A 15,558-nucleotide genomic window follows, 5' to 3' on the forward strand; every position below is an offset into this window, starting at 1 on the left:
TGAGACAGCGAGGGTAGGCCTCGGGCAAGCAATTCCCCTTTCAAATCACCCAGTATTTTCTATAACGCCTTTTAGGCAGCAACAAAGCTCAGCGCTGTCAAACAACAATTAGACCAATGACCTTCTTAGGTGTTTCGGAAGAACGTCCTGAACATATACTGAAAAAATAAGTATTAAATTTCTGATATCCAAGACATCAACTACGTATCTGGTTGTGATGTCATTGTATATCTATGTCAACAGCATCGCCGAAAGACCTTCAATGCCTGCTGCAGCCTTCTTTGATCTCGATAAAACGCTTTGGGCTTGCGTTGGGGAGAAGGTGTTCGCATATCACCAGCTTGCACAAGGTGGTATCAGTCTAAAGCAGTTCTTCAAGATTCTCAGCCTACAGCTGCGCTACGATCTGCATCTGATCGATGGTACGGAAACTCTGAAAAGACGGATCCTGTCCGAATTGTTTGCAGGAGAGAGCGTCGAGCCTTGTCTTGATATCTACAAGAAACTGTTTCACGCAAAACTCAGTCGGGCTTTCTTTCCCGATATGCTCGCTCAGATCGACAAACACCGACAGGCAGGAGACAAGATCGTCATCGTGTCTGCAACGATTGATTTCATCGCCTTGCAAGCAGCAGACTACCTCAAGGCTGACGAGTGCTATGCAACCACTCTCGAAATTCGCCAAGGTCAGTTTTCAGGTGAAGTTCGGGGACCTATTCCGTTTGGTAAGGCGAAGGCCAGGATCGTGCAAGACTATGCACATCGCAACAGTATCCAACTGGGTCGATGTCATGCATATGGCGATCACTGGGAGGACCGCCATATGCTCAAGGTTGTCGGCAATCCCGTAGCGATCAATCCCGACGCCAAACTCAGGCGCCATGCCAGGCAACAAAACTGGGAAACTAGAGTTTTCACGGCGTCGAAATACGCCGGTTTCAGCTACGCCAAAACATTCATGCCGAAGATAATTGGAAAAAGCTCATGATCCAACCGGAGCCCTCTGCAGCCAAGCCGTCTGCTACCAATCACGACATCACGGATCGACTGGTTTACCCATTATTGTCCAGACTGGTCGCCCTTATTCCGCGATCGGTTCATCCAAATACCCTGACGCTCGCTGCGATCGGCGTTGGGTTCGTTGCGGCGGCAATTCTGGCTTTGTCGACGCAACCTTACTCGCTTCTTGCGTGCGCCGGCTTGCTGGTCTTGTGGATCCTGCTTGATTCCTGCGACGGCATTCACGCCAGGAACACCGGTCAGTGTAGTGAATTCGGAGGCTTTCTGGACCATTTCGGTGACGCTCTTGGCTTTTTCGTTCTACAGGCTGCCATTGTCTACAGGTTCGATCTCCATGAGCCCTTAGTGTTCGGCGCCATGTTGCTGCGTCAGGCCCTTGCATGCTGGACATACATAATTCGAATATATGCGGGCCAATTGTTTATCACGCGCCTTGGCTGGAGCTTCGAGATCTACGCCTACTCAGCTCTCATGGTGGCCTTGTTTTGCTTTCCTGATTTCAGGCTTCAGATTGGTTCGCTTCCCAGTCTTGATCTTTTGGAGACCGTTCTGCTGGCCTATTACATCGCCGTCCCTTTGACGCTTCTGGAGATCGGGTTGATGGTTCTCGCTTCGAGAAAGACATCCGCCTTGGCAGCACAGCTTCCCTAAGCTGGCACCCTTTTGGCCGGTGACGTGCCAGAGGATGCGACCGTAACTCCTGATCGGTGTCATGGGTCGTACTGCTGCGCCGTCTCCAATGGATCAAATCAATTCGCGAAAGCGGGCACCGCTTTCTTGTTCAGGCTGCATCGTCTTGCGGCTCTCGGCGCGACGGCAATTTGCCGAAACCTAGACATTTGAAGGAATTGGACTTTGAAGAAGACAACGCAACTCAGAGAAATGCTTCGAAGCAAGGGGCTCGATTTCCTGTGCGAGGCGCATAACGGCATGAGTGCACGTATCGTCGAGGAAGCGGGGTTCAAGGGCATATGGGCCAGCGGTCTGACCCTGTCAGGCTCGATGGGCGTCCGTGACAACAACGAGGTCAGTTGGACCCAGGTTCTCGAGTTTGTAGAATTCATGAGCGACGCCACGCGCGTGCCGATCCTTCTTGATGGCGATACCGGCTACGGGAACTTCAACAACCTGCGTCGACTGGTCTCCAAGCTCGAATCTCGCCAGATCGCAGGTGTGTGCATTGAGGACAAGCTGTTTCCGAAAACCAATTCCTTCATCGACGGGGAAAAGCAGGGACTGGCAGAACTTGATGAATTCTGCGGCAAGATCAAAGCCGGAAAAGACACGCAGCGCGACGACGACTTCGTGATCGTCGCGAGAACTGAGGCGCTTATTGTGGGCGCCGGCGTCAAAGAGGCACTCAATCGAGCCGAAGCCTATCGCTTGGCTGGCGCCGACGCCATCCTGGTGCATAGCAAGAAGTCTGGGCCTGAGGAAATCGAGGCCTTCATGGGGGAATGGGGCAATCGCCATCCTGTCGTCATTGTTCCAACGACCTATCATTCCACACCGACGCCTCGTTTCGCGGAGCTGGGCATCTCTACAATTATCTGGGCGAACCACATCCTCCGTTCCGCCGTATCGGTGATGCGCAAGACTGCCGAGGACATCTTCAAGATGCAGTCTATCGCGCATCAAGAGGACAAGATCGCTCCTGTATCGGAAATATTCCGGCTTCAGGGTGCCGAAGAATTGCAGCAGGCCGAAGAAAAATACCTCCCTGGCGAATGGCGAGACATCAAGGATTATACCGCGGCAGGCCAACGGCTATGATCGATACCAATAAATTCGGGGCCCTGCTGCGGACGCATCGCTACGAACTGTTTTCTGGAGTTCCCTGCTCCCTTCTGCAGCCCCTGATCAATCTCGCGAGCAATTCTCTCGATTATGTCGCCGCGACGAACGAGGGCGAGGCCGTTGCCATCGCAGCCGGCGCTCAACTGGGCGGCAAGAAATCCGCAGTGCTCCTGCAGAACTCCGGACTGGCAAATGCGCTGGCCCCCCTGACGTCGCTGACCAACATTTATGAAATCCCCGTCACCGGCTTTGTCGGCTTCCGTGGCGAAGAGGGTGTTCCCGACGAGGTCCAGCACGAATTCATGGGACGGATTACGAGACAATTGTTGGAGACCAGTGGCGTGCACGTCATCCACCTTCAGGCCGACCTGCCGGCGGCGGCAAGACAACTCGAAGAAGGTCAGGACTATTTGCGTGCCGGAACTTCCGTGTTCTATCTCGTGTCGAAGGGCAGCTTTTCTCCGCTCGACCTCACACCATCAGCGCGCCAGGCCTTTCAAGGCGGCACATTKATGATCCCGAGCTCGCGAGATCTCAAACGGCCCCGCCGCCATGACGTCCTGAAGGTGATCTCCAACCGCAAGCGAGACGACACCGTGCTGCTGGCGACGACCGGAATGTGCGGAAGGGAGCTTTTTACCATCGAAGATGCTCCCAACAATTTCTACATGGTCGGCTCAATGGGTTGTGTATCCTCGATCGGGCTTGGGTTGTCCATCGCCCGACCCGGGCGGAAGATAATAGCGCTCGACGGAGACGGCGCCCTGCTAATGCGCATGGGAAATCTGGCAACCAACGCCTGCTATCGACCCGATAGTCTGCTTCATGTGCTGCTCGACAACGAGATGCACGACTCCACCGGTGGTCAAGCCACCGCGTCCGGCGGCATGAACTGGCCCATGATCGCGCACGGTGCCGGATATTCCCACGTGGCTAGTGCTTCGAACCTGAGTGAAGTCGAGCAGGCTCTGGACGATTGGCTGGCTCAGCCACGACTGACCTTCCTGCACGTTTCGATAGCGCCAGGATCAATTTCTCCGCTCGGACGGCCCACCATTTCGCCTGCGGATGTGGTGCGTCGCTTGCAGGAGTTCATGCAATGAGCATCGATACCGCAGTCATCATGGCCGCAGGGCTTGGCAGCCGAATATCGGCATTCTCCCGCAATGCCCCAAAGGGATTCATACCCATCGCAGGACAGCCGATCGTCGAACGGTCGATCGCTATCCTGGCTGATCGTGGTATCCGCCGTATCGTCATCGGTACAGGACACATGGCGGCTGAGTATGAGGCGCTGTCCTCGCGCATCAGGAGCATTCAGATCGATTGCGTTGCCAATCTCGATTATGCCAACTCCGGCAGCCTTGAGACATTTCTACTATGCGCCGGAAACCTCGGTTGCGACTTTCTCTCGCTGGAGTCCGACCTTCTTTACGACGCCGCGATGATCGATCGGGTGCTGGAGTGCCCGTTTCCCAATGTCATTCTTGCCTCCGGGCGAACGGGATCGGGCGACGAGGTTTACATCCAGACGGATGACCGATCGCATCTCGTGAACCTATCGAAGGACCGGCACTCGCTGGTGCGCATCGACGCAGAACTGGTCGGCATCTGCAAGCTGGATCAGAGCATTCCGTCCGCGATTGAGGCGTGGATGGCGCGCGAGGGACACAAGCGCCCCGTCGGCTTCCACTACGAAGAAGGTCTGGTTGGGATTGCTCGCTCACTACCCCTGCACATCGAAAAGACGGAGCTGCCTTGGACTGAAATCGATACGCTCGAACATCTGGCACGCGCAAACACCGTGATATGGCCGCGTATCGCTTCCGTTGCGGGAGGGCCGGCATGATCCCGATGCGAAACATTCTTTTGACCCCAGGACCTGCGACGACCAGCCAGCGTGTGAAACAGGCTCAGATCGTCTCCGACATTTGTCCGCGCGAGATCGAGTTTGGCCAGCTACAGGAGGCGATCAGCCGGCGGCTCGTGGAGATCGTCCACGGCGAAGACACACATAGTGCTGTACTTTTCGCAGGGTCCGGAACCTGTGCCGTCGAAGCCTGCATCAGCTCGCTCATCCCGACAAACGGCAAGATCCTGGTGTTGATCAACGGCGCCTATGGCCTTCGCATTTTGGAGATGTGCCGCATCCATCTGCGTTCCGAGCAGGTGGTGGGCTGCGAAGCGGGCTATAATCAACTGCCCAATCTGGAAGACATTGCGGCTCTCTTGGCGAAAGACCGGGCGATCACCCATTTGGTCGCGGTACACCATGAAACCACCACCGGTGTCCTCAACCCAATAGAGGAATTAAGTGATCTGTCGGGCAGGTTCGGCGTCAAGCTCATCGTTGATGCCATGTCCTCTTATGCCGGCATCCCAATCGATTTGAGAAAGACATCCTTAGACGTCCTAATTTCGTCGTCGAACAAGTGCATCCAGGGCACACCTGGCATCTCATTCGTCATTTGCCGCAACGAACTGCTGACCCCTCCTCCGGACTACCGCCCGCGGAGTTTATACCTCGACTTATACGCACAATATCACGGCTTTCACAGCAGCTTGCAGATGCGGTTCACACCGCCAGTGCAAGTTCTATATGCCCTCGATGCTGCTCTCGATGAGTTTTTCGAAGAGTCCCAAATCGCGCGTTACATGCGTTACCGCCATTGCTGGGAAGTTCTGGTTAACGGCATGGATAAGCTGGGCTTTAGAATGGCTGTACCGGACCTGCCACAGTCGAAGCTCCTAACAACGTTCCTGATACCCCCGCATCCGAATTTCAGCTTCGATGCAATGCACGACGCGCTTCTGGCGAAAGGCTTTACCATCTATCCCGGAAAGGTCGGACAAATCGAGTGCTTCCGACTAGCCAACATCGGTCAGATCGCACCAAGGGATATCAAGGCATTCCTGCATGTGCTTCGTCAATACCTGGCTGAACACTCGATCGATCTGCAACAGAACACGATCAGGAAATGCAGCTGAACTGCGGCGTGCCATCGGGCATGCCAGCTGAATCATCAAAAACCACCAGGAGCATGTTCTACATGAACATTGGCAGACTATACGACCAGAGCATAGCTCACACATATGATCACGACGAAAGAGGTTTGCTCGCCGGCGCCAGAACCCTTGCTTTGGAACAGATCCGCAAGCACGTAGTGGCCGATCAGACCCAGAGCGTGTTGGATCTTGCGGTCGGAACCGGTGAGTCGTTGATCGCCATCCAAAAGGCCTATCCCGACGCCACTTTGCATGGAATCGACCTCTCTGAGGAGATGCTTCGGATTGCCAAGTCCAAGCTGAGTTTCCACTCAATCCACGATGATGTGGCCAATTCCGGGCAACATTTCGCCCCCGAGAGCATGAGCCTCATCCTGATGCATTTCCTGACGACGTTCATCGATGGCGAGGACATTGTCTCACGCACTGCAAGGCTTCTGCAGCCGCAGGGATATTACTCGATCGTCAGCAGCACGTTCCAGGCATTTCCACGCATTTACTCTCTGGCACGCATGGTGCTTCCGGATGAGTTCATCCGCGACAAGAACAGGGCACCCGAGAATGCCGATACGATCGTTTCGTTCTGCACGAAGGCAGGGCTCGATGTGGTTGCCGTGGAACACTTCACCAAGACGGTCAGCTTCGCTAATTTCGAGGACTTTTACAGCTTCGGGATGAATTCGGGCTTTTTCGCCCACGTTCTTTGCCATCTCGATGATTCCCAGCTTGCCGGTCTCGCTCACATGGAGGGCATCTTCCCGCTGGAGGATCACTATTGTGCCTGCGCCGTCTTGGTCCGCCTTCCGGCGTGAAGGCAGGTTTCCCGACACTCATGTCTGATCACGACTGCTCTCAGGCTCCGATAGATCAACGACTGAAGTCCAGCCGATGAAAGAACCGATAAACTGGCCATTTGCGATGCACTGCGTTATCGGCGCCTCGAACGCGGCCTTTGACGTGCTGCTGAAGAATTCGGTGATTGTCTTCATGGCATTCCGCGGCGACATTGATGCTGAGCACCTCAGCTGGCTGGCATCCTTGGCGTGGGTTTTGTTCATGGCGCCATTTTTCATCTTTTCTGCCCATGGCGGCTATCTCGGCGACCACTTCAACAAAAAGAGTTTGGCGCTCGGGCTCAGATACGCCGATATGGCAATTGCGGCATGTACCGCCTACGGCTTCTATGCCAGTAGCGTGCCACTTTTGCTGATACTGTTGTTTGCAAAAGGAGTAACCTCCACATTGTATAGCCCGATCAAGTACTCATTGGTCTCGGATCTGCTTCCCCGTCCGGCCCATGGAATGGGCTATGCCGTTGTCGAGGCCTGTTCCATGGCAGCAATTTTGTGCGCGACTTATTTGGGCACAATCCTTGGAGCCGAGCCAGATCGTAAAATGATCGGCCTTGTCGCGCTGCTGATCGTCGGCGTGTCGCTCCTTCTTACGATCGCCAGTCCCAGCTTTGCCGGCGCAAGCGCCCCACGCGCCACGCTTGGCATCAATCCAATTCAGCCTACGCTGCGGATTCTTCGCTTGGCCATGCAGGATCGCCGTGTACTAGCTTCCATCCTTGCGCTTTCTTGGTACTGGGCGCTCGGTGCCGTGTATCTCTCGAACGTCGCCGTTCTGGTTCGCTACACGTTGCTTGGCGCCGAAGCGCAGATCGCGTCTATCCTGCTAGTCTTCACATTCGGCGTTGGTCTGGGATTGGGAGGCGGCTCTTGGCTAAATCGTGGCCGCATCGCCCGCTACCTGCCCAACATAATGGCCGTGTTGATCGCAGGCATGGGCATCGATCTGCAATTCTCGATCTCCCTTGCTCCAAACCGGATGCTACTCGACTTCTTTGTAATCGCGTTGGCTTCGGGCGTGTACGCCTCCCATTTTTCGTCGGCCTTGTATCAAGCGGCCAATGAAAACGAGAAGTCACGTATTTTTGCTGCGAACAACATCGCAAGTTCGCTCTCTATTGCCTTGGCCCTGGCGATAAGCACTCTGCTCCTTCGGTTGGAAGTACCGATCGCAACATGTCTTGGGCTGTTTGCGGCAGCAACTCTCCCAATTACATCTGTCGTGCACGCTATAGGCAGAAATGCTGTTGACGAGCCCCCGTTAAATTGAGCCATTTGCAACTGGAATTTTCCACTATTTTGAGCGACTGGCAGAGGTCGGGATAAAACTCGCCGTTGGCAGCGTCGGCGACTCCTACGACAATGCACTGGCCGAAACTATCAACGGTCTTTACAAGGCCGAGGTCATTCATCGACGCCGAGCCTGGCGAAACTTCGAAGCTGTCGAATTCGCTACCCATGAATGGGTCGACTGGTTCAACCATCGACGGCTCTGGAGCCCATCGGGAATATCCCGCCAGCCGAAGCTGAGGAGCAATACTACGCCATGCTGGCCGAACCAGCCATGGCAGCATAACTTAAGCCAAACAGCCTCCGGCAAACCCGGCGCGGTTCACTTCACTAAATAGCCCTCCAGGCGGTGCTGTGGGTTTCAACCTCGCTGACGGGCGGGCTCTCCGACGGCTATGAGAAGCATAGATGAGGGCATATATCTCGGCATGTCCTGGAAGTTAGATTCAGCCGAGGCTCCTGTCGAGGATGGCGCAAGGTCGAAGTCGGACGCGGCTCCGCCGACGCCACCTGCCCGGTCGTCGCGATTGAAACGTGGATCAAGTTTGCCAAACTCGCACCCATGGGCCTGCCGTGGGTCCCCGTCCAGTTGTAATTGGCGCTCACGCGACTACTTTTTATGTTACGCCACCCTCCGCGCAGTGGCAGAGAGAAGATGACCGGGAGCAAGTCATGTGCCGAAATATCAAACCCCTCTTCAATTTCGATCCGCCAGCGACGGACGAGGAGATCCATGATGCCGCGCTTCAGTTCGTGCGCAAGGTGAGCGGAACCACCAAGCCATCGAAACGCAATGCAGCCGCGTTCGAGCGCGCAGTCAGTTCGATCGCGACATGCGCCCACGAGCTGCTCGATTCGCTGGAGACTACTCAACCACCTCGCGATCGTGAGGAAGTAGCCGCAAAGGCGCGCGCGCGAACGGCGATCCGGTTCGCGTGAGAGGCACGTCACGCATATGAGCTCATAGTTCGGATCGTGCAGGTGGACGACCATTGGCGGCTTCATAGAAAGTGAGCCTTGGCAGGGATATGCTACAGCAGGATGATGATGTTCTCCGTTGGCTGCTATCCAACCGAGGCGTTCGTTTGCAGTCAGCCCGAGACGGCGGCCATGTGTGCAGGCAAGACAGCAGAAAGCGGCTACGTGCGAACGCCAGTCTCTGAATTTGCCGCTTCCGGCAAACGGCGTCGGATCAGAGACTGCTCCAGCTCATCTCCCGCCCACGGGTCGGGGTATGGCACTTCCATGGTCAACCGTCGCAAAGTCGCTAATTCGGGCCCGGCGTATCCCAATTGCTCAAGGCGGAGTTGAAGCAAAGCGGGGTCCGTTTGAACAATCAAACGCGCGGACCCACTCACCTGACGTAGGACGATCAGCATTGACGCATACGTCTTAAATCCAAACGAGGAGGCAAGCGCTTCGTCAGCATGGGCAGACCTGACGGTTGAGTACTGTCTACGGAGTGCCTTCTTGAGCGCAGCCACGTTGGCGAGGGAGAATTTTATAGTCTCATAAAACATCAGCGATCCCTTATCCGCGTCGAAGTCTGCCGATTACACATCGACCTCTGGATAGGGTCGTCATCAGTATCGTGGATGCGCCCTTCAACCCGGCAGCAGGTTCGGCGAGGCGGCCTGAAGTAATCGTAACAGCCACATCACCGGCGATCAAGAATGCCGCCTCTCGTTGTTTGGGGGAAGTGTTCAACCATCGGGTCTGGCGCTATCCAGGCGGGGCATTGGTCCGCAGTCGGGGCCCTTTGCCGTCATCCTCTGGCTGTCGCCTCGGCGCTTTGCCGAGGCGACTTGCACCATCAATTTTCCATTAGGCTTTATCTGCCGCTATCGCCCAATTGTGGAGGCATCGGTCTAGGCCAATAGCGATCTCCAGGACAAGCACATCGTGCTCGCGGGTTGCGCCCCCTTTTGCTCGCGACACGAATTTTTTCGGAAAGTCAGTCCGCCGCGAAATTGAGCAAACCTCCATCCACTTGAAACCATTATCAATCTCAACGTCTATCGTGGTCTGCGAGTAGCTCGGAAGTCGGTCGGAATCGACAATCCTAGTCGCAAGGTTGATGACCGACGCGATCATCTTCCTAACAGGTTCGAGACTTGCGGCATGGTAATCCATGCCCGTGTCTGCGGTGAACGCCGCCTGGAACTCCATCTGCCAGAACTCTTTCAAACGCATATGCGCAGTCGTCTGCTCCTGCTCACGACGGTAGGATCGGCCAGCCTGCCAGACGCATAGAGGAAGCTTCACACCCGAGTGGCTTTCAAGAAGATGAGCCATATAGGCGTAGGTTGAAGGGGTGGTTTCCGGTCGGAGGACGAGTTCCGTTTCTGTGGAGGTCATTTGTTCCTGCACCCATATGTCTCGGTTTTCATAGGCGTCGGAGATAAGTGTCCGTGGAACAAGTGTTGGTGCTTCGACCCGTCGCATGTCCCAGGCGGAATTCACGGAACGGAGGAAGGCGCGGACCTCCTCCGAAAAATGACGGATGAACTCCTCGCGTCGGAGGATTTCGCGTTCCTCCCAATGCACAAGCGAATTTACGTTCAGAATGCTGAGCATGGCCTACTCTCCTGGTAGCCATTGAAGGATGAGGTGAATGCTTTACGTCCAGTCGGTCGCGCAGAAACGCGCGGCTTCACGACTGGACGTGAAGACCTCGTCCGCCGAACACGCATGCGAAGATAGCCCGCTGATTGCGACCTTCCTTCATCGATGATGCGTGTGCGTTGCTCATGGTGCGAATAAATGCCCTAGTGTGTGTAGACGGTCAACCCTTGGTTTGTCCGCTTCCTGGCGCAATGCGGCGGGGTTCAGGTTGTTGGATTCTCTATGCGATCATTTAAGCCGCAACTATGGCCAGCATTATATTGTTGATTGCAGCAACCGTGACGTTGGCGCGATTCCATTGGTTATGCTGCCCGTGATCGGGGAAGCAGATTTCATGAAAGGGCCTCCGTCGTTCCAAGCAAGACATGCCAACCTGATCCTTCCGCTCACGGTGCTTGCCGGGGGGCGTGTGGCAGATCTTGGGGATGGCCGTAAGCAGTAAACTCTGTCCGCTTCTTGGCGCGAAGACAACTCGTTTGTCCGCTCTCGGGCCCCAAGCGAACCAACACAATCGGGCTTTAAACCAGGGCAAATCCGGCGGAAGGACCGGCCTTGTGACGTGATGCGCATCCAAGTCGCTTCATAACGCGGGACAAGTCGATGATGACCGGAGCCGAGCATCTATTCATGGGCAAACACTGCGCTGCCGGATTGAGCCCGCCTTTTGTAGAAAATGCGGACAGACAGGACCACCCCGGTGACGAGAACTGCGACCCCTCCTGCTTCCATTGCGGTCGGCCATCGAGCATGAACGATAAGTCCGCCGATAACCCCAAAGGCTGTTTCCGAGACGATCAATTGCGCCGCCAGCGCAACGGGTAAGCTTCGCGACGCGACATTCCACGCCCATACTCCGCATACGGTTGCCAACAGCGCGAAGGATGTGCCCCAAAGATAGAGTGAACCAGCCGCACGCCAGCCGAATCCGAGTTTGGGAAGCTGGAAGAGGCCCATCGCTGCTCCGGCCGGGTAGAAGGTCAACATTAAAACGCCTCCGCCGACCAGGATGAGCGCGGACCATACACCCGAGGGCATTTCCGGCCGTGCCGCCAGCGCGGCCTGGTTGGCGATGGCGAACCAAACCCACAACGCCACGGCTGCGAGAGCCAATGGAACGCCGATCCAGAATGAACGGACGGAATCCATTCCCTCGACTGTGAGTGCTGTACCGTTGACAAAAGCAAGGCCGATCAGCACCAGCATGAGAGGCGTCACCAGGAATCGCCATGGCAATGATCCCTGCCGCTGATTGCCGATGATCATCAAAACGATCGGGACCAGACCGAGAAAGGCGGGGGCGATCACCGGTCCGGCAAAGATGGCTGCTTTTGTTACTGTTAGAAAGTAGCCCGTGTAGCCGATGAAGGCGAGCCAAATTGTAAAAAGGCAGTTTCGGAGCGTGAGATGTTGCGTCACCCCTTTTTGCGAAAACAGAATACCCAGACCCACCAGGGCCGATACCACGTGCCGGATAAGGGCAAAATCAAAGGTGGAATAGCCACCAATGATAAACGGCACGACAAAATTGAGTGAAAAGGCAAAGGCCGCGAAGAGTGCGGCCAGAACGCCTATGTAGAAACGTTTGTCCAAGGACGATCGGGATTGCGGCTTCGTCACTTCGGTAGCATCTGCAGCCTGCATTGCTTGGGTGGAGGAGCCTTCAGCCGTCGAGTTCTGACGCCTGGCAGGCAGCATTGCGGCATTTTCTTCCATGATTATTCTCCTGGCGTGCGGACAGGTGCGCCGGTACCCGGTCCAGTGTTGAACGGAAATGATCTTCTAGGAGCGCATGGCCTTGAAGCCCCCCGACCAGGTTGCTCGAGCGCGCGACCGATCCCAAAGACGGCAGACAGCTTGTCGCAATAGGCGGCGGCGGCATCCAAGTCCTTCGTGCCGACGGTCGAATGACCGGCAAGCCCTCTGACTTTTTCCGGCGACTCTTTCTGCTGAGGGCTGTTACTTCGTTCATGTTCATCTTGCCTTGATGCGGGCGATCGTCTTCTCCCGCTTGAGTTGGACGCGAATCGGCGTTTTGACTGACGATCCGTGAATGAGTAAAATCTACCAACGGTGCCGGGCCGCCGGTACTGAGCGAAATTGAGAGCCATCCTCTCACTTTGGTTAGGGATCGATCGCGGCATCTGGCAACTGCGCGCGCCCGCCCGCCGTGGTCGTCCAGTGAGGGAATGGTCGGAACTTCCCGTCTGTGGAAACCGGCAAGAGCCGCATCGACGCAGTCATCACGGGTCATCATGCCAGGAAGCGTCTCCGTCTTGCGCAGGCCGATGGCGCAGAGACATTAGTGGTAAGGGCCTTGGTGGTTGCGGCATGGCGTGGATCCCTTCGCAATCGACATAGGTCATCCCGTCGCATGTTTTTGGCACCCGCTCGGTTCAAGAGGGTCCCTATCAAATTCTCCAACTACCGGTCGCCGGCACGATGTTCGATCTTCTCGTTACATCCAACCAAACCGAAAGGACGTCTGAGATGCCTATCCCACCACTTAAAGCCCTTGTCGCAACAGTCACCGAGGTGTCCACTTCGATGGAATACGGACATGCCGAGGCGACCGCCTTCCAGGCAGAGCCGAAAAGCGACTTCATCAAGATCGACGAGAACATCACGCTCCGCCGGTTGGTTTCCTATGCCGCTGCCCCCAAGGGCACGGTTCTTTTCCTGCATGGTTTTCCAGAGACATTGGCCGTCTGGAAAGAGATTTCAGTTGTGCTGGGCAAGGATTATGAGGTTCACGCCTTCGATTGGCCAGGCTATGGCCAGTCCTCTCGTCCGTCGCCGGATAAATTCTCCTACTCGCCGAAAAGCTACGCCGAGGTCCTGAAGGCCTACATCGAAAAGGCAGGTGTCGACCGATCGACGCTGCTCATCTACGCTTCGGATATCGGCGGACTTCCCGCTCTGCTCCTTGCCTTGGACGAACCTGCTGTCGCGATGAAGATCATTGTCGGCGATTTCGCCCCGTTCAACAGACCACAGTACATGTACGAGAGCCTGCAGAACCTGAAGACAGAACCGACGGCTACCCCGACACGGGCCCACATGAACAGGACCAGCGATGACATCCTGCAGAACGTGCACCGGCGAGGACTCTCGACGGAAGCGCAATACGACCTTCCCTCCGACGTGCAGGAGGATATGAAGCACTCTTGGGCACGTGACGGCCTGACGACCGCCGATGCCTTCGCATTCTACTATTCATACTTCAACCGGGATGAGGACTATCTCGAGGCCAATCTCGGCAAGCTCAAGACACCGGTGAAGGTGATCTGGGGCGACAAAGACATCTACATCAAGAAGGAAATGGGCTATGAGTTCGCCGACCGCACGGGTTCGGAGTTCGAAATTCTGCAAGGTATCGGCCACTTCCCGCATCTGCAGGATCCGGCACGGACAGTGGCAGAGGTCCGAGCCGCGTTTTCGAACTAGACGTGCACGGCTTCGCCTCGCCCTGAGACAGCACGAAGCCGTGGCAGGACCCAGTCGATGAAGGACCGCACCTTCAGCGTGAGTAGGCCCTGGCGAGAGTAGACGATGTGGATCGGCCTGAGAGCGCCGTCGAAACGCCCCAGGACCGGCACAAGGGAACCTGACGCCAGCTCTTCGGGAATCTGATAGTCGAACAGGCGGGCGATGCCGGCCCCGCCGACGGCCGCGGCCACGCAGTTGGCCGCGGTATTGACCTCAAGACGGTTTCGGGGAATTGCTTCGACAGCCTGGCCGTCGACGTCAAAGCTCCAGAAGAACCCTCGCTTATTGAAAAGAATTCCATCGTGATACGCCAGATCGCCTGGGTGTTCCGGCACACCTCGGCGCTGCAGATATGCCGGGCTGGCGCAGGTCAGCAGGCGGAATTCACCCGTCTTGACGGCGTAGAGCGAGCTGTCCGCGAGGTCCCCAAGCCGGATCGCGATATCGACCTGCTCGTCCACCAGATGCACCGTCCTGTCGAGCGACAGCAGGTTCAACGATACCTCAGGATGTTTCTCCATGTAGCTCAKGGCGATCGGCAGGACGTAGCGGGCGCCGAATTCCACCGGCATAGTGATCGTCAGCGTGCCACGTGGGGTTTGGTATTCGCCGGAGGCCCGCCGCTCTGCTTCCTCCAAGTCCGCCATGATCCTGCGCGCCGCCTCGACATATTCTCTCCCGGCGTCGGTGAGCTGGAGGTTCCGACTGGTGCGCACGATCAGATTTGCGCCGAGGTGCCTTTCGAGCTCGGCGACCTTGCGGCTGACGCTAGGTAGCGGCGCATTCAGCTTCCTGCTTCCTGCAGAGATACTCCCGGCGTCGACGACTGCCAGCAACATCCTCATTGCTTCGAGACGATCCATCCAAACCTGCCGTCGGCGTTTGCGTGCATGCTTAGAGCATTTCCTACCGAATGCTTGATTTCGTCAATCGCTAAGCCGACTGGTCTGCATTTCATTCAATATTCAAGTCCATGCCACTTTGGCTCAATTTTTTTCGTATGAGGTCGTCAAGTGGTTTCCATTCGTCTCGATCGATTTCCTTCGAATGAAGAACTGAATGGACTTTGTGTGGAAGCTTGGGGCGACCATGGAGCAAGGGACTTCGGCCCGGTTTTAGCACGAAGCCTCGCGCGCCTTGGGGCTTACGACGGGCAGCGACTAGTAGGTTTTGTCAATGTTGCCTCAGATGGCGCTTTGCATGAGTTTATTTTAGATACTTGCGTCAGCCCTCTTATGCGCAGGAGGGGGATCGCCACGAGGTTGGTCAAAGAGGCGACAAATATTGCCCGAGATCGGGGCGCAGTGTGGCTACACGTCGATTTTGAACCGCATCTAGTGTTTCGTCTCAGAGATTATGACGGGTTGTCTATGCCGAGGATTGGCAGTTCTTGAGGCGGGACAAGCAGTTGGATGCTGCGCGCCTGGCCTGGTTGCTTTTGGATCAATCCAATTTGGTCGAGCGTCTTTAGCATCTGGTGAAC

The 15,558-nt window shown here is 56.0% G+C and carries 14 protein-coding genes and 1 pseudogene; 12 read left to right on the forward strand and 3 right to left on the reverse strand.

Annotated elements, in window-relative coordinates:
• Positions 1–223: 223 nt before the first annotated feature.
• The 10 genes and pseudogenes from AC1DMK_RS27640 to AC1DMK_RS27685 all read left to right on the forward strand — a co-directional run bounded on the left by AC1DMK_RS27640 (position 224) and on the right by AC1DMK_RS27685 (position 8,903).
• Positions 224–988 carry an HAD family hydrolase gene (locus tag AC1DMK_RS27640; protein WP_477863575.1) on the forward strand — a complete coding sequence of 255 codons (765 nt, stop codon included), beginning with the start codon at positions 224–226 and terminating at the stop codon, positions 986–988.
• Positions 985–1,671 carry a CDP-alcohol phosphatidyltransferase family protein gene (locus AC1DMK_RS27645; RefSeq protein ID WP_477863576.1) on the forward strand — a complete coding sequence of 229 codons (687 nt, stop codon included), beginning with the start codon at positions 985–987 and terminating at the stop codon, positions 1,669–1,671. Before AC1DMK_RS27640 ends, AC1DMK_RS27645 begins: the two co-directional genes overlap by 4 nt.
• Positions 1,672–1,875: 204 nt before the next feature.
• Positions 1,876–2,793 (forward strand): phosphoenolpyruvate mutase, encoded by a 918-nt coding sequence (gene aepX, locus AC1DMK_RS27650; protein ID WP_477863577.1) that lies wholly within the window; start codon positions 1,876–1,878, stop codon positions 2,791–2,793.
• Complete coding sequence (gene aepY / locus AC1DMK_RS27655) at positions 2,790–3,920, forward strand: phosphonopyruvate decarboxylase (protein WP_477863578.1); 1,131 nt, start codon at positions 2,790–2,792, stop codon at positions 3,918–3,920. Before aepX ends, aepY begins: the two co-directional genes overlap by 4 nt.
• A complete protein-coding gene (locus tag AC1DMK_RS27660) occupies positions 3,917–4,666 on the forward strand; it encodes a phosphocholine cytidylyltransferase family protein (protein ID WP_477863579.1) in 750 nt (249 codons plus the stop codon). The genes aepY and AC1DMK_RS27660 overlap by 4 nt, the downstream gene beginning before the upstream one ends.
• Positions 4,663–5,805: a 2-aminoethylphosphonate aminotransferase gene (locus tag AC1DMK_RS27665; protein ID WP_477863580.1), complete on the forward strand. Its 1,143-nt coding sequence runs from the start codon at positions 4,663–4,665 to the stop codon at positions 5,803–5,805. Before AC1DMK_RS27660 ends, AC1DMK_RS27665 begins: the two co-directional genes overlap by 4 nt.
• Positions 5,806–5,867: 62 nt before the next feature.
• Positions 5,868–6,635 carry a methyltransferase domain-containing protein gene (locus AC1DMK_RS27670; RefSeq protein ID WP_477863581.1) on the forward strand — a complete coding sequence of 256 codons (768 nt, stop codon included), beginning with the start codon at positions 5,868–5,870 and terminating at the stop codon, positions 6,633–6,635.
• A 76-nt stretch (positions 6,636–6,711) separates the two neighbouring features.
• Positions 6,712–7,944, forward strand: coding sequence for an MFS transporter (locus tag AC1DMK_RS27675; protein ID WP_477863582.1), 1,233 nt, complete (start codon positions 6,712–6,714; stop codon positions 7,942–7,944).
• A 25-nt stretch (positions 7,945–7,969) separates the two neighbouring features.
• Positions 7,970–8,250: pseudogene (locus tag AC1DMK_RS27680) on the forward strand (integrase core domain-containing protein); the annotation flags it as partial.
• Positions 8,251–8,636: 386 nt separating this feature from the next.
• Positions 8,637–8,903 (forward strand): DUF2277 domain-containing protein, encoded by a 267-nt coding sequence (locus tag AC1DMK_RS27685; protein WP_037067446.1) that lies wholly within the window; start codon positions 8,637–8,639, stop codon positions 8,901–8,903.
• An 885-nt stretch (positions 8,904–9,788) separates the two neighbouring features.
• Here AC1DMK_RS27685 and AC1DMK_RS27690 read toward each other — a convergent pair.
• The gene (locus AC1DMK_RS27690; RefSeq protein ID WP_477863583.1) at positions 9,789–10,541 is read right to left on the reverse strand and encodes an aminoacyl--tRNA ligase-related protein; all 753 of its coding nucleotides are present in this window, start codon (positions 10,539–10,541) and stop codon (positions 9,789–9,791) included.
• A gap of 669 nt (positions 10,542–11,210) precedes the next feature.
• Positions 11,211–12,179, reverse strand: coding sequence for an EamA/RhaT family transporter (locus AC1DMK_RS27695; RefSeq protein WP_477863587.1), 969 nt, complete (start codon positions 12,177–12,179; stop codon positions 11,211–11,213).
• 954 nt (positions 12,180–13,133) lie between these two features.
• On the opposite strand from AC1DMK_RS27695, the gene AC1DMK_RS27700 reads away from it, so the two are divergent.
• Positions 13,134–14,033 (forward strand): alpha/beta fold hydrolase, encoded by a 900-nt coding sequence (locus tag AC1DMK_RS27700; RefSeq protein WP_477863588.1) that lies wholly within the window; start codon positions 13,134–13,136, stop codon positions 14,031–14,033.
• Here the strand turns inward: AC1DMK_RS27700 and AC1DMK_RS27705 are convergent.
• Positions 14,030–14,938 carry a LysR substrate-binding domain-containing protein gene (locus AC1DMK_RS27705; RefSeq protein ID WP_477863584.1) on the reverse strand — a complete coding sequence of 303 codons (909 nt, stop codon included), beginning with the start codon at positions 14,936–14,938 and terminating at the stop codon, positions 14,030–14,032. The genes AC1DMK_RS27700 and AC1DMK_RS27705 overlap by 4 nt on opposite strands.
• A gap of 150 nt (positions 14,939–15,088) precedes the next feature.
• Here AC1DMK_RS27705 and AC1DMK_RS27710 point away from each other — a divergent pair, with 150 nt between their 5' ends.
• Positions 15,089–15,469, forward strand: a complete 381-nt coding sequence (locus AC1DMK_RS27710) for a GNAT family N-acetyltransferase (RefSeq protein ID WP_477863585.1) — start codon at positions 15,089–15,091, stop codon at positions 15,467–15,469.
• Positions 15,470–15,558: the final 89 nt, after the last annotated feature.

This window comes from Rhizobium sp. 05L419 (assembly GCF_056397845.1).